The 22744-nt window shown below is 68.5% G+C and carries 24 protein-coding genes; 11 read left to right on the forward strand and 13 right to left on the reverse strand.

Annotated features, from left to right (window positions below):
* Positions 1-56 precede the first annotated feature (56 nt).
* Positions 57-455 carry a carboxymuconolactone decarboxylase family protein gene (locus HWX76_RS03690; RefSeq protein ID WP_050014467.1) on the reverse strand — a complete coding sequence of 133 codons (399 nt, stop codon included), beginning with the start codon at positions 453-455 and terminating at the stop codon, positions 57-59.
* A gap of 364 nt (positions 456-819) precedes the next feature.
* Here HWX76_RS03690 and HWX76_RS03695 point away from each other — a divergent pair, with 364 nt between their 5' ends.
* From HWX76_RS03695 to HWX76_RS03715, 5 genes are all read left to right on the forward strand, one after another.
* Positions 820-2883 (forward strand): collagen-like triple helix repeat-containing protein, encoded by a 2064-nt coding sequence (locus HWX76_RS03695; RefSeq protein ID WP_176015500.1) that lies wholly within the window; start codon positions 820-822, stop codon positions 2881-2883.
* 127 nt (positions 2884-3010) lie between these two features.
* The gene (locus tag HWX76_RS03700; protein ID WP_050014463.1) at positions 3011-4294 is read left to right on the forward strand and encodes an isoprenylcysteine carboxylmethyltransferase family protein; all 1284 of its coding nucleotides are present in this window, start codon (positions 3011-3013) and stop codon (positions 4292-4294) included.
* 244 nt (positions 4295-4538) lie between these two features.
* Positions 4539-4763 (forward strand): hypothetical protein, encoded by a 225-nt coding sequence (locus HWX76_RS03705; RefSeq protein ID WP_176015501.1) that lies wholly within the window; start codon positions 4539-4541, stop codon positions 4761-4763.
* 106 nt (positions 4764-4869) lie between these two features.
* The gene (locus tag HWX76_RS03710) at positions 4870-5577 is read left to right on the forward strand and encodes a histone acetyltransferase (RefSeq protein ID WP_176015502.1); all 708 of its coding nucleotides are present in this window, start codon (positions 4870-4872) and stop codon (positions 5575-5577) included.
* A gap of 52 nt (positions 5578-5629) precedes the next feature.
* Entirely contained in the window at positions 5630-6202 is a 573-nt protein-coding gene (locus HWX76_RS03715) for an NADPH-dependent FMN reductase (RefSeq protein WP_050014460.1), read from the forward strand.
* 33 nt (positions 6203-6235) lie between these two features.
* Here HWX76_RS03715 and HWX76_RS03720 read toward each other — a convergent pair whose 3' ends face one another.
* From HWX76_RS03720 to HWX76_RS03740, 5 genes are all read right to left on the reverse strand, one after another.
* Positions 6236-6853, reverse strand: a complete 618-nt coding sequence (locus tag HWX76_RS03720; RefSeq protein ID WP_050014459.1) for a DUF2894 domain-containing protein — start codon at positions 6851-6853, stop codon at positions 6236-6238.
* A complete protein-coding gene (locus tag HWX76_RS03725; protein WP_050014458.1) occupies positions 6850-7494 on the reverse strand; it encodes an OmpA family protein in 645 nt (214 codons plus the stop codon). Before HWX76_RS03725 ends, HWX76_RS03720 begins: the two co-directional genes overlap by 4 nt.
* 3 nt (positions 7495-7497) lie before the next feature.
* The gene (locus HWX76_RS03730) at positions 7498-10305 is read right to left on the reverse strand and encodes a DUF802 domain-containing protein (RefSeq protein WP_176015503.1); all 2808 of its coding nucleotides are present in this window, start codon (positions 10303-10305) and stop codon (positions 7498-7500) included.
* Between the two features lie 10 nt (positions 10306-10315).
* Positions 10316-11110, reverse strand: coding sequence for a DUF3348 domain-containing protein (locus HWX76_RS03735; protein WP_176015504.1), 795 nt, complete (start codon positions 11108-11110; stop codon positions 10316-10318).
* A 426-nt stretch (positions 11111-11536) separates the two neighbouring features.
* Complete coding sequence (locus tag HWX76_RS03740) at positions 11537-12175, reverse strand: LysE family translocator (RefSeq protein WP_050014453.1); 639 nt, start codon at positions 12173-12175, stop codon at positions 11537-11539.
* A gap of 114 nt (positions 12176-12289) precedes the next feature.
* On the opposite strand from HWX76_RS03740, the gene HWX76_RS36630 reads away from it, so the two are divergent.
* The 3 genes from HWX76_RS36630 (at position 12290) to HWX76_RS03755 (ending at position 14674) form a co-directional block, all read left to right on the forward strand.
* Positions 12290-12484: a hypothetical protein gene (locus HWX76_RS36630; RefSeq protein ID WP_244137939.1), complete on the forward strand. Its 195-nt coding sequence runs from the start codon at positions 12290-12292 to the stop codon at positions 12482-12484.
* Between the two features lie 46 nt (positions 12485-12530).
* The gene (locus HWX76_RS03750) at positions 12531-13109 is read left to right on the forward strand and encodes a hypothetical protein (protein WP_124594093.1); all 579 of its coding nucleotides are present in this window, start codon (positions 12531-12533) and stop codon (positions 13107-13109) included.
* A gap of 185 nt (positions 13110-13294) precedes the next feature.
* Positions 13295-14674 carry an FAD-containing oxidoreductase gene (locus tag HWX76_RS03755; RefSeq protein ID WP_050014451.1) on the forward strand — a complete coding sequence of 460 codons (1380 nt, stop codon included), beginning with the start codon at positions 13295-13297 and terminating at the stop codon, positions 14672-14674.
* An 81-nt stretch (positions 14675-14755) separates the two neighbouring features.
* On the opposite strand, the gene HWX76_RS03760 is transcribed toward HWX76_RS03755, so the two are convergent.
* Positions 14756-15649, reverse strand: a complete 894-nt coding sequence (locus HWX76_RS03760) for an SDR family oxidoreductase (RefSeq protein ID WP_176015505.1) — start codon at positions 15647-15649, stop codon at positions 14756-14758.
* 95 nt (positions 15650-15744) lie between these two features.
* On the opposite strand from HWX76_RS03760, the gene HWX76_RS03765 reads away from it, so the two are divergent.
* Positions 15745-16602 carry a helix-turn-helix transcriptional regulator gene (locus HWX76_RS03765; protein ID WP_176015506.1) on the forward strand — a complete coding sequence of 286 codons (858 nt, stop codon included), beginning with the start codon at positions 15745-15747 and terminating at the stop codon, positions 16600-16602.
* Between the two features lie 166 nt (positions 16603-16768).
* Here HWX76_RS03765 and HWX76_RS03770 read toward each other — a convergent pair whose 3' ends face one another.
* The gene (locus HWX76_RS03770; protein WP_050014449.1) at positions 16769-17152 is read right to left on the reverse strand and encodes a hypothetical protein; all 384 of its coding nucleotides are present in this window, start codon (positions 17150-17152) and stop codon (positions 16769-16771) included.
* Positions 17153-17511: 359 nt separating this feature from the next.
* On the opposite strand from HWX76_RS03770, the gene HWX76_RS03775 reads away from it, so the two are divergent.
* Entirely contained in the window at positions 17512-18033 is a 522-nt protein-coding gene (locus HWX76_RS03775; RefSeq protein ID WP_050014447.1) for a GNAT family N-acetyltransferase, read from the forward strand.
* A 140-nt stretch (positions 18034-18173) separates the two neighbouring features.
* Here HWX76_RS03775 and HWX76_RS36635 read toward each other — a convergent pair whose 3' ends face one another.
* A complete protein-coding gene (locus tag HWX76_RS36635) occupies positions 18174-18311 on the reverse strand; it encodes a hypothetical protein (protein WP_235356241.1) in 138 nt (45 codons plus the stop codon).
* Between HWX76_RS36635 and HWX76_RS03780 the strand changes: the two genes are divergently transcribed.
* Positions 18255-19142, forward strand: a complete 888-nt coding sequence (locus HWX76_RS03780; protein ID WP_235356238.1) for a helix-turn-helix domain-containing protein — start codon at positions 18255-18257, stop codon at positions 19140-19142. The two genes, HWX76_RS36635 and HWX76_RS03780, sit on opposite strands and share 57 nt — an antisense overlap.
* Before the next feature lie 104 nt (positions 19143-19246).
* Here the strand turns inward: HWX76_RS03780 and HWX76_RS03785 are convergent, their stop codons facing one another.
* The 4 genes from HWX76_RS03785 to HWX76_RS03800 form a co-directional block, all read right to left on the reverse strand.
* On the reverse strand, positions 19247-19720 hold the full coding sequence (locus HWX76_RS03785; protein WP_050014445.1) for an SgcJ/EcaC family oxidoreductase: 474 nt from the start codon (positions 19718-19720) through the stop codon (positions 19247-19249).
* A 67-nt stretch (positions 19721-19787) separates the two neighbouring features.
* On the reverse strand, positions 19788-20642 hold the full coding sequence (locus HWX76_RS03790; protein ID WP_050014444.1) for a DJ-1/PfpI family protein: 855 nt from the start codon (positions 20640-20642) through the stop codon (positions 19788-19790).
* 152 nt (positions 20643-20794) lie between these two features.
* Positions 20795-21541 carry an SDR family oxidoreductase gene (locus HWX76_RS03795; protein WP_124630834.1) on the reverse strand — a complete coding sequence of 249 codons (747 nt, stop codon included), beginning with the start codon at positions 21539-21541 and terminating at the stop codon, positions 20795-20797.
* Between the two features lie 271 nt (positions 21542-21812).
* On the reverse strand, positions 21813-22718 hold the full coding sequence (locus HWX76_RS03800; protein ID WP_089489049.1) for an IclR family transcriptional regulator: 906 nt from the start codon (positions 22716-22718) through the stop codon (positions 21813-21815).
* Positions 22719-22744: the final 26 nt, after the last annotated feature.

Here is a 22744-nt window from a genome sequence, read left to right on the forward strand (position 1 = left end):
TCGCGGCGGCGAAGCGCAGCCCGATTCCGTGGCGGGCAGCCGACGCCGCGACGGAATCAGGCTTCGTCGTCGGGTAGCGACAACCCGCGCTCCGACAGCACCTCGCGCGCGCTGCGAAACGCCTCGACCGCGGCCGGCGCGCCGGCATACAGCGCGCTGTGCAGCAATACCTCGCGGATCTCGACGAGGCTCGCGCCGTTGTTGAGCGCGCCGCGAATGTGCCCCTTCAGTTCCGTGCTGCGGCCGAGCGCCGCCAGCATCGCGCACGTGCACAGGCTGCGCGTCTTCAGGTCGATCCCGCCCCGCTGCCACGTGCTGCCCCACGCATGCTCGTTCAGCCAGTCCTGCAGCGGGCGCGAGAATCCGTCGAGATCGCTCATCGCGCGCTCGACGAACGCCTCGCCCATCACGTCGATGCGCCGCGCCTTGCCGTATTCCCTGTCCTGTTCGCTCATGTCGGTGTCCTCGTGGTCTGGAGTCGTGGCCGCTGCGCCGCCGCCGGCGGCCGGGGGGTTTCGCGTCATGTTCGGCGGGACGACGCGTTTCGTCAAAGATGCGGGCCTCGGTTCCCGGCCGTGCGCGTCACGTGCGGTCGAACGCTACGTAACATCCCGTCGCGCGTTACGGCGCCTTACGGGAACATCGCAGCCGCGACGTTCGGGGATCACGCGCGCCTGTCGCGCGAAACCGCCATTCCTCCGTTTAAATCGCATCGATAGCCCCGATTCCCGCAACAAATCGCGACACCGTTTCGCGAAACACGCCGTGGCGCGGAATTTGCAGTGAAGGCTGGGACACACTTCCAATGTCGAGGCCAACATGCACATTCTCATCAAGAAGACGACGGTAACGATGGCCGTCTCGTCACTGCTCGCGCTGTACGGCTGCGGCTCGGTCGATGGGCCGACGACGCCGACCATCAAGCCGAGCACGTCCGGGACAAGCGGCACGTCGGGGACTTCCGGGACGTCGGGCGGCGGTTCGTCGGGGACGTCGGGCGGCGGTTCGTCGGGGACGTCGGGCGGCGGTAGTTCGGGGTCGTCGGGTACTTCCGGTACGTCGGGTACTTCCGGTACGTCGGGTACTTCTGGCACGTCGGGTACTTCCGGTACGTCGGGTACCTCGGGCACCTCGGGTACTTCCGGCACCTCGGGCACCTCGGGTACTTCCGGCACCTCGGGCACCTCCGGTACGTCGGGTACTTCCGGCACGTCAGGCACTTCCGGCACCTCGGGTACGTCCGGCACTTCGGGCACTTCGGGCACTTCGGGCACTTCGGGCACTTCGGGTACTTCGGGTACTTCGGGTACTTCGGGTACTTCGGGTACTTCGGGTACTTCGGGTACTTCGGGTACTTCGGGTACTTCGGGTACTTCGGGCACTTCCGGCACTTCGGGTACGTCCGGCACTTCCGGCACTTCCGGCACTTCCGGCACTTCCGGCACTTCCGGCACTTCCGGCACTTCCGGCACTTCCGGCACTTCCGGCACTTCCGGCACGTCGGGCACTTCCGGCACGTCGGGCACTTCCGGCACCTCGGGTACGTCCGGCACCTCCGGCACCAGCGTCACCCCCCTCGGCAATGTCCTTCAGCAATCCGGCAACCTCGTGACGGCGCTCGGCACGACGGTCGTGAACGGCGGCAGTCAGATCGGCGGCGTGCAGATTCCCGGCACGAACGCGACGACGGTCAACAGCGTCGGCAACGCGGTCAGCAGCCTCGGCAACGGCGTGCAATCGCTCGGCAACGGCGTCGCGGCCGGCCTCGGTTCGATCGGCGTGTCGCCGAACCCGCTCGGGCCGACGCTCACGTCGACCACCGGCCTGCTGACCGGCGCCGGCGGCGCGGTCAACAGCCTCGGCAATGCCGTGACGAGCCTCGGCACCGGTCCGCTGTCGCCGCTCGCGCCGGCGACGACCCTCGTCGGCAGTCTCGTCAACACGGTCGGCACCGCGGTCAACTCGACCGCATCGGCGCTGAATACGGCGCTGAACAGCGCGCCGGTGCAGCAACTCGAGACGCAGCTCGGCAGCGTGATCAACCCGATCACGAACACGCTGACCGGCGGTGTCACGACGCCGGGCGTCACGCAGACGCTCGGCAACGCGACCCTGCTCGGCGCCCCGCTCAGCGGCTTGCTGAGCACGCTCGGCAGCGGCCTCGGCCTCGCTGGTTCGCAGGTCGGCGGCGCAACCGGCAATCCGGTCGGCACGAGCGCCGGCAGCAGCGTGTCCCAGCTCGGCAACACGGTGACATCGGCCGGCGGCCTGCTGTCCAGCGGCAGCTCCAGCAGCGGCACCAATCCGCTCGCGCCGATCACGGGCGTGCTCGGTTCGCTGACGGGCGCACTCGGCGGCGGCGGCAGCTCGAGCGGCTCAGGCGGCACGAGCGGTACCAGCGGCGGCCCCCTCGCGCCGATCACCGGCCTGCTCGGCACGGTGACGGGTGCGCTCGGCAGCATCGGCTCGAGCGGCACCGGCGGCACCAGCGGGACGAGTGGGACAAGCGGCGCAGGCGTCGGCGGCCTGCTCGCGCCGGTCACCAACCTCGTCAACTCGCTGACGCCGCTCGGCGCGAGCCTCACCGGCACCGTCACGACGCCGGGCGGCAACCTGTCCGGCACGGTCGGCGGCGTGCTGACGAGCGGCCCTGTCGGCACGCTCACGGGTGCGCTGGGCACGCCGGCCGGCTCGGCCGGCGCCATCGGCACGGTCAGCCCTGGCGGCGCAACGGGCACCGTGACGACGCCGGGCGGCAGCGGCTCCGTGGTGACCGGCCTGACCGGCGGCACGAGCGGCGGCACCGCAAGCGGCACCGGCAACCTGCTGTCGCCGGTGACGAACCTGCTCGGCGGTCTGCTGGGCGGCGTCACCAAGAAGTAAGCGTCAACGCAACACGTATCAGAACGACAGGCCAATGGCCGGGCGCGCATCCATAAACAGCCCGGCCGACGGCCGGCGTCACCCGCCAAGCGGGGGCGCCGGCCCTCATCCCTACGAGGATCCGATCATGAACTCCACGCTCGACGGCATCGTCGCTGCCCCGGACCGCCCACCCCGTTCCGCCACGCCGTTGCGCGCCGGCCTGCTCGGCATCGCGGCCGGACTCTTCGCGCTGTGGGTCACGCGCGACCACCCGGCCCTCGACGCGGCCACGCGCGCGGTCATCGCGAGCCTCGCGATCATCGGCACGATCGCGCTGCACGAACTCTTCATCTCGCGCGTCTACCTGCGCCCGAGCGCGGGGCTGTCGCGGCAGGCCGTCCGGCCGCTCGGCATCGCGCGCGTGGCGACGCGGCTCGGCGCGCTGACGTCGATCTACGCAGGTATCGGCGCGATCTACTGGCTGCTGCCCGAATACCACGGCGCGTTCTACCTGCCGTTCTGGTCGCTGCTGCGCTCGCTCGCGCCGTACGTGATCGTCGCCGCGCCGTTCTACTTCGCGTGGATGGACCGCCACCAACGCGAGACCGACGACGCGTATCTGCTGTGGGGCCGCTTCCTGTTCCGCCGCGCGCGGCCCGCGAGCTGGAAGCCGGTGCGCGAGATGCTGGCCGGCTGGGGCGTGAAGGCGTTCTTCCTGCCGCTGATGACCGTCTACCTGTCGAAGGATGCCGATCACCTGAGCGCGTCGCTCGCGAACGCGATGCATGCGCCGATGACGATCGCGACCTTCGTGTTCATGTACGACCTGTCGTTCACGATGGACCTGATGTTCGGCACCGTCGGCTACCTGTGCACGTTCCGCATCCTCGACAGTCACGTGCGCACCGTCGAGCCGACGACGCTCGGCTGGGTCGCCGCGCTGATCTGCTACCAGCCGTTCTGGTCGCTGATCTCGAACAACTACATCCGCTACGAAGGCTCGCTGTTCTGGGACAACTGGCTGCTGTCGGCGCCGACGCTGCGCGTGATCTGGGGCACGACGATCATCCTGCTGCTGCTGACCTACGCGCTGTGCACGATCTCGTTCGGGCTGCGGTTCTCGAACCTCACCAACCGCGGGATCATCACGTCGGGCCCGTACCGCTTCACGAAGCATCCGGCGTACATCACGAAGAACCTGTCGTACTGGATGGTGTCGGTGCCGTTCGTCGAACCGCTCGGCTGGCAGATCGGGCTCATGCACTGCGCGGGGCTCGTCGCGGTCAACCTGATCTACTACACGCGCGCGAAGACGGAAGAGCGTCACCTGATGCGCGATCCCGACTATCGCGCTTATGCGGAGTGGATCGCGCAACACGGGTTGTTCGCGCGAATCCGGCGCGCGTTCGGCGGGCGGCTGGCGGTCTGACGCGTCAACCGGGGCGGTCGTCCACGCCGCTCCTGTCCCCGCGCGGATGTCGACCTGTCGCGGCGTTCGCCCCCGCAACGACACGTTTGCACGTACGCGCGCTGCCGGTTGACGATGCGCTTTCGCGTGGATCTCCGGACGTTTCAACGCGCCCCATGCGGCCAATTGTCGCGAAACACCGCGATTCGTCGCGTTTCATCGCTTTTCTCCGCCAGTCCGATTGCCCGCTCGTTGCCCGTCGCGTATGGTGCTGACCGTCCGCGTGCGCCTGCCGCCCGGACGCCGACCGTCGTCCCGCACGACGGCCGTGCGGGCCGTGCCCGCCGCTCACCGTCTCCGCGATGCCGCCCGTTCGGCGCCGCGCGTTCATGAGGAAAGAGGCGTGATCCACAAAGTCCTGATCCTGTTCGCACTCTGCATCGCGGGCCTCGCCGCGATCGCCGCCGGTTTCCAGCACATTCCCAGCTGATTCGCGGCCCCGGCTCGCTTCGCCGAGCCCGGGGGCCGCTTCCATTTCTATTTCCCCATTGTCATGAACCCCTTTCTCGATGCGCCCGAGACGGGCGCCTTTTGCCATGCGTATCGACGTACAGCATGCCGCCCAACACGACATCGACGACGAACTCGACACCCTTTATGACCGCCTGCATCAGCCGCGCCATCGCCTGTACGGACTGCCGGCCGTCGCGCTCGGCCGCTCGGGCCTGGTCGTCCGCCACCGCGAAGCGGACGGCGAATACTTCCTTTACGTCGAGGATCCGGCGGCCCGCCAGCTCGCCGGCTATACCGTGTTCAACCGGCTTCCCGAACTCCCGCGCCGCGCCGACCACTACCTGCGCGCGCCGCATACGCGGCTGCGCGGGTCTGCCCAACGCAAGGGCCTTGCGACGACGCTGTATCGATGGGGGCTCGACGCGGGCCTGTGTCTGATCAGCGGTGCGCGCCAGTCGGTCGGCGCCGCGCAGTTGTGGACGGCGCTCGCGCGGGATTACGCGCATGGCTTCGTCGATGTCGAAGGTCGCGCGCTGCGTTATCTCGGCGAAACCGTCGCCGACGACGTGCACGGTGCGCTGCATACGCGGCGGCTGTTGCTCGGGAATGGGTGGGGAATCGGAGAATTCGCGCGTGCGGTCGGGATGACCGGCGTCGATGCCGCCGAATATGCGAACGCGAATGTGCGGCGCAGCGAACACGAACGACATCCCGTGCGGAGCGGCGGCCACGCGTGGCTCGTCGCTCACGCGGCTCACGTGACTCATGTGGCTCACGCACCGATGCGATAATTCGCCGGAGCCGCGCGCCGCCGCCGCGCGAGCCACCTACCCACGTTCCGCGATGGCCAACGAAACCCGAACCGCTTCCCAGCGCCGCATCGACATCGTCGCGCTATGCGGCAGCCTGCGCGCGCAGTCGTACAACGCCGCATTGCTCGACGCAGCCGCGCGCGTCGCACCGCACGGCATGCGCATCACGCGCTTCGATCGTCTCGGCGAATTCCCGCTGTTCAATCCCGATGCCGAATACCCGACGCCCGTCGCGGTGCGCGATCTGATCGACCGCCTGAACGCGGCCGACGGCATCCTGATCGCCAGCCCCGAATACGCGCACGGTGTGACGGGCGTGATGAAAAACGCGCTGGACTGGGTCGTGGGATGCGAGGCCGTCGTGGACAAGCCGGTCGCGGTATTGAACGCGTCGCCGCGCGCGACGCATGCGGACGCGGCGCTGCGCGAAACGCTGTCGGTGATGTCGGCGCGCATCGTCGAGCCCGCATCGATCGCGCTGCCGATCCTCGGCAGCCAGCTCGACGCGGCGGGCATCGCCGCACATCCGCCGTTCGCGTCGGCACTCGTCGAAGCATTGCACGCGCTGCGCACGGCGATCGACGACCCGACTGCCGACCAATAAGCGATCCACACGCTGAACGCGTGCGCCGTGGCGTTATCGCGCCTTCGCGCGCGTCGTCTTTCTCGCCGGTTTGGCCGCCTTCGCGCGCGGCGCTTCCTTCTCGGGCTGCGCGCCGCCGCCCGCGAGATCCTCGAGCCAGGCGAGCGCATCGACGTACGACAGGAACTGCTGCAGGTATTCGGGCGACAGCTCGCGCATCGTCGCGAGCGACCGGTGCACGAGGCTGTTCGAATTGAGCGGCCCCGCGTTGCGCGGCACCTGGTCGAGCGACTGGCGATACTGCTGCTCAGTGCGGACCTTCGACCACATCGCGCGGAAGTAGTCGACCAGTTCGGGATCGAGCCCGCGCCGGTCGGCCTGCGCATCGCGGCCGAGCCCTGCGACGAGCGCGGCAAGCGCGCCACGCGCCGGCGCACCTGCCGACGTCTCACACGTGGCTGCGGCTTCACCGGCGCGCGCGACGATCTCCGCAAACCCTTCGATCAGCGTTGCAAGTCGCGCATCGAGCAACGCACGCGCGTCGCCATCGAGCACGGCCGCGCGCTTCTCGAGCGCGTCGATCCGGTGAAAGCGCACCGGATCGAGCCGGTCTGCGCCCTGCTCGCGCCATGCGTCGAGCGTCGCGCGCGCGTGCGTCGCTTCGCCCGTCACTTGGCCTTTCCTCCGTTCGACGCCGACTTGCGCGGCACCGGCGCGATCTCCACGCGGCGGTTCTTCGCGCGGCCTTCATCGTCCGCATTCGAGCTGACCGGCTGTTCGGAACCGAACGCGGCCGCAAACACCGACGAGGCCGGCACGCCGGCATCGATCATCGCGCGCGTGACCGTCAACGCGCGCTTGGCCGACAGTTCCCAATTGTCCGCGAACAGGCGGTTGCCGGCGTGCACCTGCTGGTCGTCCGCGAAGCCGCTGATCATCAGAATCTCGTCGCGCGTCTTCAGGTAGGTGGCGAGCGGTACCGCCAGCGTCTTCAGCAGGTCGCGGCCCGCGGGCTGCAACTGGTCGGAGTTCAGGGCGAACAGCACGTTGCCGCTGATGCCGATGCGCCCGTTCACGAGCGTCACGCGGCCGGCCGCGAGCGGCCCGGCGAGCGCCTGTTCGAGCGACTTGCGCTGCTGCGCCTCGAGCTGGCGCGCGCGCACCGCTTCCTCGAGCTTCGACGTGAGCTGGAGCTGCATGCCGATCACGCCGACGAGGATCAGCACGAACGCGCCGAGCAACACCGACATCAGGTCGGCGAACGCGGGCCACACCGGCGCCGATTGCGCGCCGCCGTCGATTTCGTCGTGCATGCGTTACGCTCCGACGGGCGCTCGCCGGCCGGCGAGCTGCTGCAGGTCGTCGACGATCTGCTTCTGCGACATCACGCTCAGGTCGATCACCTCACGCGCCTGCGCGACGTAGTACTCGAGCTGTTCGTCGCTGCGCGCGAGCGATTTCTCCAGCGCGGCCTCGATGCGCTGCAGATGCGTCAGCAGCTTGTCGTTCGATTCGCCGAACACCTGCACCGCCATCCCGAACGCATCGCCGAGGCTCGCCACTTCGACGGCGCCCGCCGTGACCTGCGCGGCCACCGAATCGAGCTTGCGGGTTTCGGCGTCGACGGTGTCGTTGAAGCGCGCGCCGACGCGGTCGAGCAGATCGGCCGACGTGCTGACGAGCGCGTCGATCGCGGTGCGTTGTTCGGTCGACGCGTGGTTGACCGCGCCGAGCAGCGTTTCGAGCGTCGCGAGCAGGCGGCTGCGTTCGTCGAGCATCGCGGTGTCGCGCACCATGCTGTCGGACAGGCGCTGGCGCAGCTCGGCGACGACGTCGGCCGCGGCCTTCGGCGCTTCCGACGCGGCCTGCACGAGGCGCGAGATTTCGTTGATCGTGTCGCTCGCATGCACCTGCGCCTGCGCGGTGATGGCGTTCGCGGTGCGGGTCAGCGTGTCGCAGATGTCCTGCTGGCGCGCGGCGGCTTGCGCGCTCGTCTGCGCCCATTCGTCGCGCAGCGCGGCGGCCATCGCGGCGAGCGAATCGTTCCATGCCGACAGGCGTTCTTCGTCGCGTGCAGCCAGTTGCGATTGCAGGCCCGTATGCGAATCGCGAATCGTCGACAGCAAATCGTTCGAGCGTTGTTCGAACGTCGACGCTTGTGCGGCGAGATCGCGCGTCGTTTGCGCGAGCGCGTCGCAGATTTCCTGCTGACGGCCGGCACTGTGCACGCCTGCGCGCTGCCATTCTTCGCCGAGCTTTTCGGCCATCGCGGCGAGCGAATCGTTCCATGCCGACAGACGTTCTTCGTCGCGTGCCGCCAGTTGCGATTGCAGGCCCGTATGCGACTCGCGAATCGTCGACAGCAAATCGTTCGAGCGTTGTTCGAACGTCGACGCCTGTGCGGCGAGATCGCGCGTCGTTTGCGCGAGCGCGTCGCAGATTTCCTGCTGACGGCCCGCGCTATGCACGCCTGCGCGCTGCCATTCTTCGCCGAGCTTTGCGGCCATCGCGGTGAGCGAATCGTTCCATGCCGACAGACGTTCTTCGTCGCGTGCCGCCAGTTGCGATTGCAGACCGGTGTGCGACTCGCGGATCGTCGACAGAAGATCGGTCGAGCGTTGTTCGAACGTCGACGCCTGTGCAGCAAGGTCACGCGTCGTTTGTGCAAGCGCGTCGCAGATTTCCTGCTGACGGCCCGCGCTGTGCGCGCCCGCACGCTGCCATTCTTCGCCGAGCTTCGCGGCCATCGCAGCCAGCGAATCGTTCCACGCGGACAGACGCGCTTCGTCACGTGCCGCCAGTTGCGATTGCAAGCCGGCATGCGACTCCTGCATCGCGGCGAGCGTCGCGGCCGAATGGCGTTCGAACGTCGCGGCGGCCTCACCCAGCGCGCGCGCATGCTGGCCGGCCAGCGTCTCGCCGACCTGCTCCTGGCGCGCCAGCGCGTCGCGCCATGCGTCCGACAGGCGGCCTTCGGTCGATTCGAGACGCATCGCGACGCCGTCGAGCAGATCCGACGAACGCTGCGCGAACGTGTCGGTGAACTGGCCGAGCGTCGTCTGCAACTGCTGCGCGACGGCGTTGCCCGCCTGACGTTGTTCGTCGATCGCACGGTTCCAGACAGCCGTCACGTGGCCGGTGGTCTTCTCGAAGCCTTCGGTCAGCCCGTCGAGCTGACGCTGCACCGCGCCCGTCACGGTATCGCGCAGCGCGGCCATCTCCTGCGCGAGCCCCGTCATCGTCGCGGCGACGACCGGCTGCAACGCGGCGCCGGCCACGCGCGCGCTTTCGGCGGCGCTTTCCTTCAGCGCGTCGCCGACGTTCGACGCCAAGCCCGCATAGGCACGCTCGGTCCGGTCGAAAAACGCCTGCTGGCTTTCGAGCTGACGATCGTGCAACGCGACGCTGCGCGCCTCGAGCGTCGTCATCATCGTCTGCAACCGGTCGACCAGCGCCGGCATCACGTCGGCCTGGCGCTGCAGCAGCCGGAACGATTCGTCGCGCTGATGTGCGGACGAATGCACGCGCAGCGTCGTCGCGATCTTCGCGTCGAGCTGCTGGGCCGCGTCGATCCGTTCGCGGCGCACGAGCGCGGACAACAGCCCGAGCATCGCGGACGTCGCGACGCCGGCGATCGACGTGCCGAATGCAAACCCGAGCCCCTTCACCGGCGCGATCAGCGACGCGCGGATCGCATCGAGATCGGTCGCGCTTTCGAGCGCGGCGCCCGTGCCCTTCAGCGTGACGACCATCCCGAGCAGCGTGCCGAGCATGCCGAGCAGCACCAGCAGGCCGACGAGGTAAGGCGTGAGCGCCGGCCCCGGCAGCGCGACGCGCGCGCCTTCGACCCGTGCGCGCACCGCGCCGCGCAGGCCCGGATGCAGCGTGTCGAGCCACGTGTCGAGCTTCGCCGGCGGCTCGGTCAGGCCGGCGACCGCGCGCGACAGCGTGGCGGTCGCCTGCCGGAAGCGCAGCAGCTCCCATGCGCCGGCGACGTAGCACGCGCCGATCAGCAGCGTGACGGCCGCCGCCAACGGGTTCGACGCGACATAGCCGGCACCGATCCAGCCCACTGCGAGCAGACCGGCGACGAAGACAACGAGATCAAGGCGAATTCTGGACATAGCGTGTTGATTAGCAGGTGCGAAGGGCCGCGAGCAGCCCGTCTACCGTTTGAAACCGGACTTCGAGTTCGGCAAGCAGGATGCTTTGCATCTCGTCGCGAAACGTATCGAGCCATGCGCCGGGCACGATCGCCGCGACGGTCGGGGTGTCGGCCACCGCGCCTTCATCGGCCGGAGCGGACGCGTCGGCGGCGTCGGGCGCAGCGGGGGCCGCGGCCACGGCGTCAGCCTCGGCCAGCGCCTGCCGCTCCGCGTCGCGCAGCCGCGCGAAGCGCGTGCCGAGCAGCGTGGGCACGGCCGACAGCAGGCTGCGCTCGCGCGCGCCGAGCACGCGCTCCATGATCGTGTCGAGCGTCGCGAGCCGCGCCATTCCGGACGAGCGCGCGGCGAGCGCGACCCGCAGGCGGCCGCGCAATTGGCCGATCGCCGTTTCCATGTCCTGCTGCAGGGTCAGATACCGTTGGCGAAAGTCCGCGAAATCGGCCGTGTCGGCGGCCGGCGGCGGCAAGTCGCCGGGCCGGCGCCGCGCCCGCGGCCGGTTGGTGGCCGTGATCGCCTGCGCGAGGTCGTGGCGCACGCGCGCGCAGTCGCGCTCGGCGTCGTAGCCGCGCACGCCGGCCGCGACGCCCGGCGGGCTCGCATTCAGCGCGGACGACAGCGTGATCGCGTCGGTCCAGCCGAGCCACTGGCTCAGCCGGTCGGACAGCGTCTGCCGGGATTCCGCGACGTCGGCATCGGCCAGGCGCGCGAGCAGCCGGACGAGCGTCGGACCGCTCAACGCCGGGCGCGGAGATGCTTGCACCATGCTGCAAACCGTCAAAAAAGGCAGCAGTTTACACGTCGTCGGGCGCTCGACCGCCAGAATCGGGGAAGCGGCGCGGTTCGGCGTGCTGGGCGACACACGGGAACGCCCGTGGGGCAAGGCTCGGCGGGCGGTGGCGAGGGGCGAGAAACACGGTCGGCGGCGGCCGGCGAGCGGCCGCGCCATCGGGAAGCCATGCGTTGTGTGTGGCGTGCCAGCCCGGCATGAATGATGAACGGGCCGAGCCGCCGCGACGGGTGCGGGCGTTCCGCAAGCCACGCGTGACCATGGCCTAACGATGAATCGGTAATCTTGGAATTCGGGATGCCGACGCGCGCCGGGGCGAGCGGCCCGGGCGGGCCGGCCGATTCCCGCCGCTAACCGGCGACGGCCATGGCCGGTCGCCGCCACGTGCCGATAAAGAAGCGCTCAGATCCCCGCTTTCGGCGCATTCAGGATCAGCCGCAGCCCGAGCAGCGTGATCGCGCCGGCCGCGATGCGATCGACCCATTTCTTCGCGCGCAGGTAGAGTTCGCGCGGCCGGCGCGTCGAGAAGCACAGCGCGACGAGCGTGTACCAGCCGAATTCGACCGCGAACACGAGCGGCGGCAGCACGAGGTAGCACCACAGCGGCGGATGCTGCGGGAGCAGCGCCGCGAAGATGCTGCCGTACCAGATCGCCGTCTTCGGGTTGCTGAGCTGGGTCGTGAGGCCGGTCCAGAACGACTTGCGCGCGCTGCCGCCCGCCATTGCCTGCGGATCGTCCATCGCGATCGGCCGGTCGGCGCCGCGCCAGATCTTCGACGCCATGTAGATCAGGTACATGCCGCCCGCGACCTTGAGGCCCACATACAGCCATTCGACGGCCTGCAGGAGCGTGTAGAGCCCGGCCAGCGCGACGCCGCCGAACACGATGCCGCCGATGCCCATGCCGAGCGCGGTGGCCAGCCCGTCGCGACGCGACAGCCCGATCGAATTGCGCGCCACCAGCACGAAGCTCGGGCCCGGAATCATCGCGCCGAGGAACAGCGCAGCCAGGATGGCGAGTACGGCAGCCGATGCGGTCATCGAAGTCTCCTTGGTCAGCGACGCCGCTGCGCCGGCGCCTGCGTGTCGTTTCCGACGGTCGAGCCGTCGATTCTGGCACGCTTCGCGCCTGGCCGAAAGCGGCGGTGCGCTGCTATGCTGGCCCTCTTTCCCGTCATCCCGTGCCGCCCCATGATCGAGATCCGCGTCGCCCGCTATCCCGACGGCGCCGCCGCTGTCGAAGCGATCTTTCGCGAGTACGTCGTGGGCCCGACCGCCAGCGTCGAATTCCAGGACGATGCGCGCCGAAATCCGGCGGCTGGCGCCGCGTTTCCCGGGTGCAATCTGTAACGCCGCGCGGCTCATCCCCTTCATCCTTTCGATCAAACCGCCCGCCATGCGCGCTCTTCGCCTTTCCGCCCTGCTGCTACCGCTACTCGCCGCCCTCTCGTTCGGCGTCCACGCCGACACCCTGCCGAAGTCGATCGCCGCGCAACTGCCGGCCGGCTACCAACCGCTGATCGCGCACGCCGGCCCCGATCTCGACAACGGGCGGCACAGCTTTCTCGTCGTCGTGCATCGCGCGATCGATACGCGCGAGCAGCCGTCGCCGCGCCCGCTGCTGATCTACGAGGAACAGGCCGACCACACCTACCGGCTCGCCGCCCGCAACGACCAGGTCGTACTGCGCGCGAACGAAGGCGGCCAGTGCGACCCTTTCGATCCTGAAGACGCGGCCGACAATGGCTTGTCGGTGAAAGGCCGCTATTTCACCGTGCAGAACTCCGTCGCATGCGGCCAGCACTGGACCGACTACATCACGTTCCGCTACGATCCGCGCACGCACGGCTGGCTGTTTTCGAGCCAGATCGTCACCGAATCGTTTCCGCTCGACGACAAGCCCGACCACGTCACCGTCACGCGCGCCGACGCGCACCGGCCGGTGTCGTTCGGGCAGTGGAAACGCAAGGACTAGCCTCCCGGTACGCATCCACGCCCGCGGCGGCGCCGTTTTTCAATGCGACGCGCCGCATCGCCCGCCTGCTGCTCGCGGCCCCCGGCCAACAGGTCTACCATAGGCGCTCGTCGCCCGCACGACCGCCGGCACGGCATGCGGCTTGCGCCTGCCCCTTTCCTCGTTGCCCCGCACAGGAGGACGTCATGACGCAACACTTCGATGCGATCGTCATCGGCACCGGCCAGGCCGGGCCGCCGCTCGCCGCACGGCTCGCCGGCGCCGGCATGAAAGTCGCGATCGTCGAGCGCGGTCGCTTCGGCGGCACCTGCGTGAACACCGGCTGCATCCCGACCAAGACGCTGATCGCGAGCGCGTACGCCGCGCAGCTCGCACGGCGCGCCAGCGAATACGGCGTGTCGGTCGGCGGCCCCGTCACCGTCGACATGAAAGCGGTGAAGGCGCGCAAGGACCAGATCTCGGGCCGCTCGAACCACGGCGTCGAGCAATGGGTGCGCGGCCTCGACCACGCGACCGTCTTTCAGGGTCATGCCCGCTTCGAACGCGCGAACGCGGTGCGCGTGGGCGATGACGTGCTCGAAGCCGAACGCATCTTCATCAACGTCGGCGGACGTGCGCAGGTGCCCGCGATGCCGGGCCTCGACTCGGTGCCGTACCTGACCAACTCGACGATGATGGACGTCGACTTCCTGCCCGACCATCTCGTGATCGTCGGCGGCAGCTACGTCGGGCTCGAATTCGGCCAGATGTACCGCCGCTTCGGCTCGAAGGTCACGATCGTCGAGAAGGGTTCGCGCCTGATTCGCCGCGAGGACGAAGACGTGTCGCAGGCCGTGCGCGAGATCCTCGAAAAGGAAGGAATCGACGTGCAGCTCGACGCGAACTGCCTGAGCGCGCGCCGCGACGGCGACGGCATCGTCGTCGGCCTCGACTGCGCGGGCGGCGGCCGCGAGGTCGCGGGCTCGCACCTGCTGCTCGCGGTCGGGCGCGTGCCGAACACCGACGATCTGGGGCTCGACCGCGCGGGCATCGACACCGACGCGCGCGGCTACATCACCGTCGACGAGCAGTTGCGCACGAACGTGCCCGGCGTCTGGGCGCTCGGCGACTGCAACGGGCGCGGCGCGTTCACGCACACCGCGTACAACGACTACGAGATCGTCGCGGCGAACCTGCTCGACGACGATCCGCGCAAGGTGTCCGACCGCATCATGGCCTATGCGATGTACATCGATCCGCCGCTCGGCCGCGTCGGCATGACGCTCGCGGAAGCGAAGCAGACGGGCCGCCGGCTGCTGGTCGGCACGCGCCCGATGACGCGCGTCGGCCGGGCGGTCGAGAAAGGCGAGAGCCAGGGCTTCATGAAGGTAATCGTCGACGCGGACAACCACGCGATTCTCGGCGCGTCGATCCTGGGCGTGACCGGCGACGAGGTCGTGCACGGGATTCTCGACGTGATGGCCGCCGGCGCGCCGTACACGACGATCAGCCGTGCGATGCATATCCATCCGACCGTGTCGGAGCTGCTGCCGACGCTGCTGCAGGACCTGCATCCGGTCGAGTGACGCACGGCAGGCGGGCGGCCGCGACGTGAATGGGGTTCGTCGCGGCCCGAGCCGCGCATGCTGCGCGCCGCGCGCCGTCCGTCAGTTTTCGAAATACCGCGGCCGGTCGATATCGGCCAGCAGCCGCGGCTGCGTCGGCGCCCAGTCGAGCGATGCTCGCGTGCGCTCGCTGGTTGCGGGCGCATCCATCCCCGCAAACATCGCGAACCAGCCGAAGTGCTCGCCGGCCTCCGCCACCGACTTCGCGACGACCGGCACGTTCAGCCGCCGGCCGATCACGTCGGCGATCTCGCGGAACGGCACGCCCGTATCGTCGACCGCGTGATAGCGCGCACCGGCCGCGCCGCGTTCGATCGCGAGCCGGTACACGCGCGCGGCGTCGAGCCGGTGCACGGCCGGCCAGCGGTTCGCGCCGTCGCCGATGAACGCCGATACGCCCTTCTCCCGCGCGAACGCAATCAGGCGCGGCACGAACGCGTGATCGCCGTCGCCATGCACGGACGGCGGCAGGCGGACGACCGACGCATGCACGCCGCGCGCTTCGAGCGCGACCGCGGTCGCTTCGGACGCACGCGGATAGTGGTCCGACACCGGCACGTGCGGATCGTCCTCGGTCGCCGCACGGCCGGGCGCGACGAGCGCGAGGCCCGACGTGACGACCAGCGGCCGCGCCGAGCCGGCGAGCACCGCACCGATCGTGTCGATCGCGCGGCGGTCGAGTTCGCAGTTCTGCGCGAAGCGCGAGAAATCGTGATTGAATCCCGTGTGGATCACCGCGTCGGCGGCTTCGGCGCCGCGCGTCAGGCTGTCGAGATCTTCCAGCGACCCGCGATGGACGTCCGCGCCGGCTGCGGCAACCGCTGCCGCGGCCGCATCGGACCGCGCGAGCCCGAGCACCGAGTGCCCGGCGGCCACGAGTTCGGCGACGACGGCCGAGCCGACGAATCCCGACGCTCCCGTAACAAAGACACGCATGTTCAGCACCTCCGGATGAAATGGAGGCTTACTATCGGTCGATGGCCGCTCGCGGTGAAGCCGTGAAGGTTTACTGGTAAACGAACTAACAGGATATGGCTGACGCCTCCGACAACCTGCTCGGCGCGTACCTGCGGGACCGCCGCGAGAAGCTCGACCCGACCGCGCTCGGGCTGCCGGCCACGCGCCGCCGCACGCCGGGCCTGCGGCGCGAGGAAGTCGCGCAGCGCGCGCACGTGAGCGCCGCGTGGTACACGTGGCTCGAACAGGGCCGCGGCGGCGCACCGTCGGCCGACGTGCTCGACCGGCTCGCCCGCGCGCTGATGCTCAACGACGCCGAACGCGAACACCTGTTCCTGCTCGGCGTCGGCCATCCGCCCGAAGTGCGCTATCACGCGCCCGCCAGCGTGACGCCGCGCCTGCAGCACGTGCTCGATTCGCTCGACGCGAGCCCCGCGATCGTCCGCACGGCGACGTGGGACGTCGCCGCGTGGAATGACGCGGCGGCCGCGACGCTCACCGACTATGCGACGCTGCCGCCGGCCGCGCGCAACATCCTGCGGCTGATCTTCGTCGACGCGGGTGTCCGTTACGCGCAGCCTAACTGGGAGCGCGTCGCGCGGTTCGCGGTCGGCGCGTTTCGTGCGGACGTCGCGCGCAGCGGCGCGACGCAGAGCGTGCAGGCGTTCGTCGACGAGATGCGCGCGACGAGCGCCGAATTCGATGCGATGTGGCGCGACCACGATATCCGTACGCACGACGAAGGCACGAAGGAGATTCGCCATCCGCAAGCCGGCCGGATCGCGCTTGAATACTCGGCGTTCTCGGTCACCGGCAGCCCGGACCTGAGCCTCGTGATCTTCACGCCGGTCACGCCGGCCGACCGTGCGCGGATCCGGGAACTCGTCGCGGCCCGCGAACAGGCACGCGCGGTGCAGGCGCCGGCTGCGTGACCTTACGCGGCTTTCTCGCACGCCGGATTCAGAGCGGCACGTCTCACCGGATCGGGAAGCCATCCTTCTCGTTCGATATCGACCACTGACGAACGCGCGCGGAAATCGCAAAGGGGCGTCGCGCACGAATGCGCGACGCCCCTTGTTCGTTCACGGAAACTGCCGACTATGCCACGCGCTGCAGCAAATCCGTCGCGAAAGACTTCGCATGCGCGACGGCTTCCTGCGCGTCGCCGAATACGCCGAGCTGATCCCAGTGCTCTTCGGCCGCGTAGGTGCCTTTCACGGCGAGCGCCCGCTGGACGCTCAATTGCGCCGCGTATCGGCCGTCATCCAGCGGTCGGGCCGTCGCGACGACCCTGTGCGGTGGGCTGGCCCGCTCCGGCTGAACCAGCTCGACGGGGCCGCTGACCGTGCCGACATTCATCAACTCGTTTCGGGTGTTGCAGTCCGGGCAGTAGAAGCACCAGCCCGCCCCCTCCTGATGGTGCCTGACCTGTCCGCGAGCCAGCACGGCACGACATTCGACGTTTTCGCAGATGAACGGCATCGCAGTCTCCGGAGTTGTTTGACGGAAATCCTAGCATGTCCGACGGCGGTCAACCATCGGCATCCGCATGATTGCCGCACCGGCGGTTTCGGCTGGTTCCGCGTGCGCGGCAGGGGTAAGCGTCGCCGCGTTTCGCTGCGCTGCAAAATTGGCGCTTTCCCGCCGAATCGTGAAGCCGACTGCGCGACCATGCGCAGCATCGCGCTCGAACCGGAAGCGATCGCGCAACCTGCGAATCTCCCCATGAACGAGATCGTCGCGCGTCCGACTGCAAGGTCGCCGGTTAGCACGTGACGACGCGTCTGCCCGACATCGCCCGCGATAAACTGACGGCCCGACACCGAACCGAGAAAAGCTCAATGTTGATCCGCGTTGCGACCCTGGCCGATGCCGTCCCGCTTGCCGAATTGAAGCGCGATACGTTTCGCGAAACCTTTCTGCAGGACGGATTCGGCATCGACTACCCGCCGGACGATCTGGCCGAGTACGAAGCCCGTACCTACTCGGTGGCCGCGATCACCGGGCAGCTCGGCGACCCGCGGTGCCGCACGTGGGTCGCGGAAGGCGACGACGGCACGCTGGTCGGGTATGCGCACGCGGGGCCGTGCAAACTGCCGCACCCGGAAGTCGCGGACGGTTCGGGCGAGATCCATCAGATCTACCTGCGCCGCGGCACGCAGGGCACCGGCGCCGGACGCGCGTTGTTCGACACCGCGCTCGCGTATCTCGCCGCGACGCGCCCCGGCCCGGTATGGCTGGGCGTGTGGTCGGGCAATGCGAAGGCCATCGCGTTCTACGAGAAGGCAGGCTTCAAGCGTGTCGGTACGTACGATTTCAAGGTCGGCGAATCGACCGATCTGGAGTTCATCTACCGTCGCTGAGCGTCGCTTTCTGTCGGCATCGCATCGATGCGACGCAAACGAATACAGTTGATTGATGACGGCGTAAACGACGTTTTTCCCTCGTTTCGCGTCAAACGACACATTTCGAGGGGCCCCCGGTAAAATCCGCCATTCCGGGGTTATCGATCAATTGCTTCGTCATGCATCGAATTGGATTCTTCGTTTGCCGCGGCTATGATGCGCTCGATCTTGGCGGCCCATTGTCGGCCTTCAATCAAGTCGCCACGGCCGCCGGCCACACGCCCTACGATCTTCACGTCATCTCGCCGTCCGGCGGCCCGATTCCCGGCAATACCGGCCTTTCGATCGACACGAAGCCGGTCGGAAGGCGTGCGTTCGACACCGTCGTGTTCGTCGGCGGCGATATCGCGCCGATGCAGACATCGGACAATATCGCCGCAGCCAGCAAACTGGCCGCCAAGGCGTCGCGCGTCGCCAGCGTGTGTACGGGCGCATTTCTGCTTGCGGAAACCGGCTCGCTCGACGGGTTGAGAGCGGCAACGCACTGGCGCTACGCCGCGCAATTGCAGTCGCGCTTCCCTCGCACGCGGGTCGACGGCGACAGTATCTATGTCGTCGACGGCCGCGTCTGGACGTCGGCGGGCATCGCGTCCGGCATCGATCTCGCGCTCGGCATGATCGAACGCGACATGAGCACGGAGATTGCGCGCGAGGTCTCGCGGCTGCTGGTTGTTCCGTATCGTCGGCCCGGCGGGCAGTCGCAGTTCTCCGCGATGTCGCAGATGGAGCCGGAATCGGATCGCATCCGCATCGCGCTGAATTTCGCGCGCGAACATCTTGCCGAGGCGTTGCCGGTCGAGCGGCTCGCCGATGCGGCGAGCTTGAGTGTGCGGCAGTTCGGGCGCGCCTTTCGCCGGGAAACCGGTGAAACACCCGCGAGGGCCGTCGAGCGCTTGCGCGTCGAAGCCGCGAGGCTGCGCCTGCAGGGCGGCAGCGAACCGATCGAGCAGATTGCGCTGGCGGTCGGCTTCACCGATCCGGAACGGATGCGCCGAGCCTTCATCAAGCTGCTCGGACACCCGCCGCAAGCGGTTCGACGCGAGAGCAGGTCGAAGGCAGCGCGCTGATCGACCGCCTGCCGATCGGCGCGCCGCGTGGTTGACGTCTTGCCAACGGGTGAGTGGCGCGTGGGTACACAACGCGCCGTTTCTCCGGACGTCGATAACCGTCGTCAATCCTTGACGGGCGGATAAGCGTTCCACATGTCGCGATGCAGCTTCCACGTACCGCCCTGCTTCAGGAAGACGAGCGTCTGCTTCGCGCGGACCTTGAGCTTTCCGTCGTGATCGCGAACCTCCGCATCCGATACCTCCGTCACGACCCGGTCGTTACCGTAGAACTCATAGTTGCTGAACGATACGGTGCCGGGCTTCGATCCCGCATATCCGTTGATGAAGTAGTCGGTGATCGCGCGGCGCCCGGTGACTTTGTCGCCCCCCGGCGGCAAGAGCGTGCCGTCGTCGGTATAGAGGCGGCCGATCGCGTCGTAGTCGCCTCGCGCAAAGGCATCCGCCCATCGCGCGTTTTCGGCCTTGATGGCCGCTTCGGGCAGGCGTTGCGCGCCACCGGCGACAGCCGGCGCCGTGAATGCAAAAAAGGACACGCACGCTGCAAGCGCAGCCGTACAAAGATGAATCTGTCGCATCGAATGATTTCCGAATCGGGTTTGAATTGAAGAGGCGGCGACGCTGCACGCGTCGCCGGCAAGCGTGTCAGCGGACGCCGGGAACGCGTGCGAGTCCCTTTGATGCGCCGGGCAGCTTCTTGTCGACCAACGCGACGAGTTCGGGTCGTGCATCTCTCGGATGACCGGAGTGGAACGGCGGGTCGGGATCGTATTCGACGACGAGCTGCGTGTACTCGGCCGCCTGCCGGCCGCGCAGCTTCGACGCCACGCGCAGCGCGAAGTCGATGCCCGCCGTCACGCCGCCGCCGCTCATGAAGCGGCCATTGTCGTCTTCGACGAAGCGATCGGGAACGGGAATCGCGCCGTATTCGGCCAGCTTGTTGACGAACGCCCAATGGCACGCGCTGCGCTTGCCGTTGAGCACGCCCGTCGCGGCGAGCACGAGCGAGCCGTTGCACACCGACGTCACGTGTTTCGCGCTTTCCGCGAGACGCCGGATCTGCGCCTGATACGCCGGCCGCATCGGCGCCGACAAATCGGAGCCGCCCGGCACGAGGATCACGTCGGTCTTGTCGATATCGGCCAGCCGTTCGGTCTTGCCGTACACGACGCCGAATTCGAGCGTCACGTTGCCGCCATCGAGGCTCGCGTAGCGAACGTTCGTATTCGGCAGCCGGTGGAAAATCTCGCTGGGGCCCGCGAAGTCGAGCAGCGTGCCGCCGTCGTAGTTGACGATCAGGATGTCGAGCGGCGCGTTCGGCGCGAGCAGCCCTGCGCGGCTCGTTTGCGCCGGCGCAGGCGTCGCGTGCCCGAGCAACGCGCCGCCGCCCAGCACGGCGCCGAGCGTGGCGGCGCTGCCGAACTTCAGGACATCGCGGCGCGAACGGCCTGCCCGCGTGAGTTGTCCGGCGGACACATGGTTATCGCTACTGTCGGTCAAGATGATTGCTCCTTGCACTTCGGCCCATGGGCGAGTGCAACCCCGCCGGGCCGGATCGAATAACCGCCACCGCGAACGGCGTGGCGGACGTGAAATCGGGATGGGGATGAGCCGGGATGGCGTGCCGGGCTCGGGAAGCGTGACGCGCCGGCTTAAAGCTGCGACGCACCGCCATCGACGACCAGTTCAGTGCCGACGACGTACGACGATTCGTCGCTGGCGAGATAAAGCACCGCGTACGCGATATCGTCGGCCGTGCCCATGCGGCCCGCCGGATTCGCTTCCGCGAATTCGGCCTTGCGCTCGCGCACCCATTCGTCGGGCTTGCCCCACCTGGAGAGCAGCGGCGTATCGATCGGGCCGGGCGCGATCGCGTTGAACCGGATTTTCCGGTCGAGAAATTCGTACGACCAGCTGCGGGCCAGCGATCGCACGGCGGCCTTCGCCGCCGCGGTCAACGAGATGCCATGCTTGCCGGTCTGATCGACGAACGAGGTATTGAGGACCACCGACGAACCTTCGCGCAAGTACGGCAGCGCTGCTTGAAGCGTGACCACCACGCCCTTGACGTTGACGTCCATGATGTCGTTGTAGAGCGTGTCGTCGATGTCGTTGACGGCGGACGGGAAAGCCCAGCCCGCGTTGGCGAACACGACGTCCAGGCCGTCGAACGTCTCGTCGACCTCGGCGGCAATCGCGCGCATGTCGTCGAGCGACCGTACGTCGCCCTTGAGCACGATCGCCTGCTCGCCGAGCGCTGCCCTCACGCGCTGGAATACCGCCTCGTCGCGCCCCGTCACGGCGACGCGCGCGCCTTCTGCAATGAACAGCTTCGCGGTGGCCAGACCGATGCCGCTGGTGCCGCCCGTGATCAGCGCCGATTTACCCTTGAGTCGCATCTTCCGTTCCTTTTCATGTGGTGAGTGACCAGGCCGGATACGCGACACGCGATGGTGGTTGCGTGCTTGTTCCGGCTCGATCGTTCACGTGAAGTATGGAGCGGGAGGTAGAGGGCTCAAAGGTCGTATAACCCTCGAAAAACGTCATTCAGGGTGCGCAGCGACGCCGCTAAAAAACAAAAGCGCGCAGGTCCGCTGGACCCTGCGCGCGTCGATCGGACGTGAATGGTTTGCTCGAGTAAGCCGATGAAACGGCAACGCGCGACGCGCGCTAGATGGTTTTCCCCGATAACCCGTGCATCGGCCGCCGCAACGCGGCGTCGAACGGATTGGTGCGCGGCCCGATCGCATCGGCCTGCCGCCGCAGCAGTTCGACGACCATCGGCATCCGATCGTCACCGAGCCGCGACGCGAGCGTGCCGACGCTCAGCGCGCCGACCGGATAGCCGGTGCGATCGAGGATCGGCACCGCGACGCCGGCCATCCCGTCGAGCACGCCGCTGTTGCGGCCCGCGTAGCCGAGTTGCCGCACGCGTTCGATCTCGGTGCGCAGATACACCTCGTCGAGCACGCCGTAGCCGCGGATGCGCGGCACGTTGAAGCGGATCACCTCCTCGCGTTCGGCCTCGGGCAGGAACGCGAGGATCGCGAGGCTGCCCTGCCCGACACCGAGCGCGATGCGCCCGCCGATGTCGCCGGTAAACGAGCGGATCGGAAACGGCCCTTCGCACAGGTCGAGACACACGGCGTCGAAGCCGCTCTTCACGAGCAGGAAGATGGTTTCGCCGAGGCTCGCGCACAGTCGCAGCAGCGCGGGCCGGCACAGCGTGCGCATGCTGCTCGGGTTGCCGGCCAGCGCGGCGAGCGCGAAGAAGTCGACGCTCAGCCGGTACAGCTTCGACTGCTCGTCCTGTTCGACCATCCCTTCGGCGATCAGCGATTGCAGGATCCGGTGCGCGGTGCCCTGCGTGAGGCCGACGGCTTTCGCCAGATGCGTGACGCGCACGCCGTCCTGCTGCATGCCGGCCAGCGCGCGCAGGATCGCGAACGCACGCTGCAGCATGCCGGTGCCCGGCGCGCCGGCCGCATCGGCCGGGTCGGCCGGGTCGACGGCGTCCTCGTCCGGGCGCGGCGTCCGGGCTGCCGGCGACGTTCCGGTCGAATGGGGTTCCTGCATGCCGGCTCTCCTCGACGATTTCATTG

Source organism: Burkholderia sp. BCC0398 (genome assembly GCF_902833245.1).
Lineage (GTDB): Bacteria > Pseudomonadota > Gammaproteobacteria > Burkholderiales > Burkholderiaceae > Burkholderia > Burkholderia sola.

What these genes read in the sequence shown, in the direction of transcription:
- HWX76_RS03690 (WP_050014467.1), bottom strand. Translation starts at nt 455, where the DNA reads ATGAGCGAACAGGACAGGGAATACGGCAAGGCGCGGCGCATCGACGTG.
- HWX76_RS03695 (WP_176015500.1), top strand. Translation starts at nt 820, where the DNA reads ATGCACATTCTCATCAAGAAGACGACGGTAACGATGGCCGTCTCGTCA.
- HWX76_RS03700 (WP_050014463.1), top strand. Translation starts at nt 3,011, where the DNA reads ATGAACTCCACGCTCGACGGCATCGTCGCTGCCCCGGACCGCCCACCC.
- HWX76_RS03705 (WP_176015501.1), top strand. Translation starts at nt 4,539, where the DNA reads ATGGTGCTGACCGTCCGCGTGCGCCTGCCGCCCGGACGCCGACCGTCG.
- HWX76_RS03710 (WP_176015502.1), top strand. Translation starts at nt 4,870, where the DNA reads ATGCGTATCGACGTACAGCATGCCGCCCAACACGACATCGACGACGAA.
- HWX76_RS03715 (WP_050014460.1), top strand. Translation starts at nt 5,630, where the DNA reads ATGGCCAACGAAACCCGAACCGCTTCCCAGCGCCGCATCGACATCGTC.
- HWX76_RS03725 (WP_050014458.1), bottom strand. Translation starts at nt 7,494, where the DNA reads ATGCACGACGAAATCGACGGCGGCGCGCAATCGGCGCCGGTGTGGCCC.
- HWX76_RS03730 (WP_176015503.1), bottom strand. Translation starts at nt 10,305, where the DNA reads ATGTCCAGAATTCGCCTTGATCTCGTTGTCTTCGTCGCCGGTCTGCTC.
- HWX76_RS03735 (WP_176015504.1), bottom strand. Translation starts at nt 11,110, where the DNA reads ATGGTGCAAGCATCTCCGCGCCCGGCGTTGAGCGGTCCGACGCTCGTC.
- HWX76_RS03740 (WP_050014453.1), bottom strand. Translation starts at nt 12,175, where the DNA reads ATGACCGCATCGGCTGCCGTACTCGCCATCCTGGCTGCGCTGTTCCTC.
- HWX76_RS36630 (WP_244137939.1), top strand. Translation starts at nt 12,290, where the DNA reads ATGCTGGCCCTCTTTCCCGTCATCCCGTGCCGCCCCATGATCGAGATC.
- HWX76_RS03750 (WP_124594093.1), top strand. Translation starts at nt 12,531, where the DNA reads ATGCGCGCTCTTCGCCTTTCCGCCCTGCTGCTACCGCTACTCGCCGCC.
- HWX76_RS03755 (WP_050014451.1), top strand. Translation starts at nt 13,295, where the DNA reads ATGACGCAACACTTCGATGCGATCGTCATCGGCACCGGCCAGGCCGGG.
- HWX76_RS03760 (WP_176015505.1), bottom strand. Translation starts at nt 15,649, where the DNA reads ATGCGTGTCTTTGTTACGGGAGCGTCGGGATTCGTCGGCTCGGCCGTC.
- HWX76_RS03765 (WP_176015506.1), top strand. Translation starts at nt 15,745, where the DNA reads ATGGCTGACGCCTCCGACAACCTGCTCGGCGCGTACCTGCGGGACCGC.
- HWX76_RS03770 (WP_050014449.1), bottom strand. Translation starts at nt 17,152, where the DNA reads ATGCCGTTCATCTGCGAAAACGTCGAATGTCGTGCCGTGCTGGCTCGC.
- HWX76_RS03775 (WP_050014447.1), top strand. Translation starts at nt 17,512, where the DNA reads ATGTTGATCCGCGTTGCGACCCTGGCCGATGCCGTCCCGCTTGCCGAA.
- HWX76_RS03785 (WP_050014445.1), bottom strand. Translation starts at nt 19,720, where the DNA reads ATGCGACAGATTCATCTTTGTACGGCTGCGCTTGCAGCGTGCGTGTCC.
- HWX76_RS03795 (WP_124630834.1), bottom strand. Translation starts at nt 21,541, where the DNA reads ATGCGACTCAAGGGTAAATCGGCGCTGATCACGGGCGGCACCAGCGGC.
- HWX76_RS03800 (WP_089489049.1), bottom strand. Translation starts at nt 22,718, where the DNA reads ATGCAGGAACCCCATTCGACCGGAACGTCGCCGGCAGCCCGGACGCCG.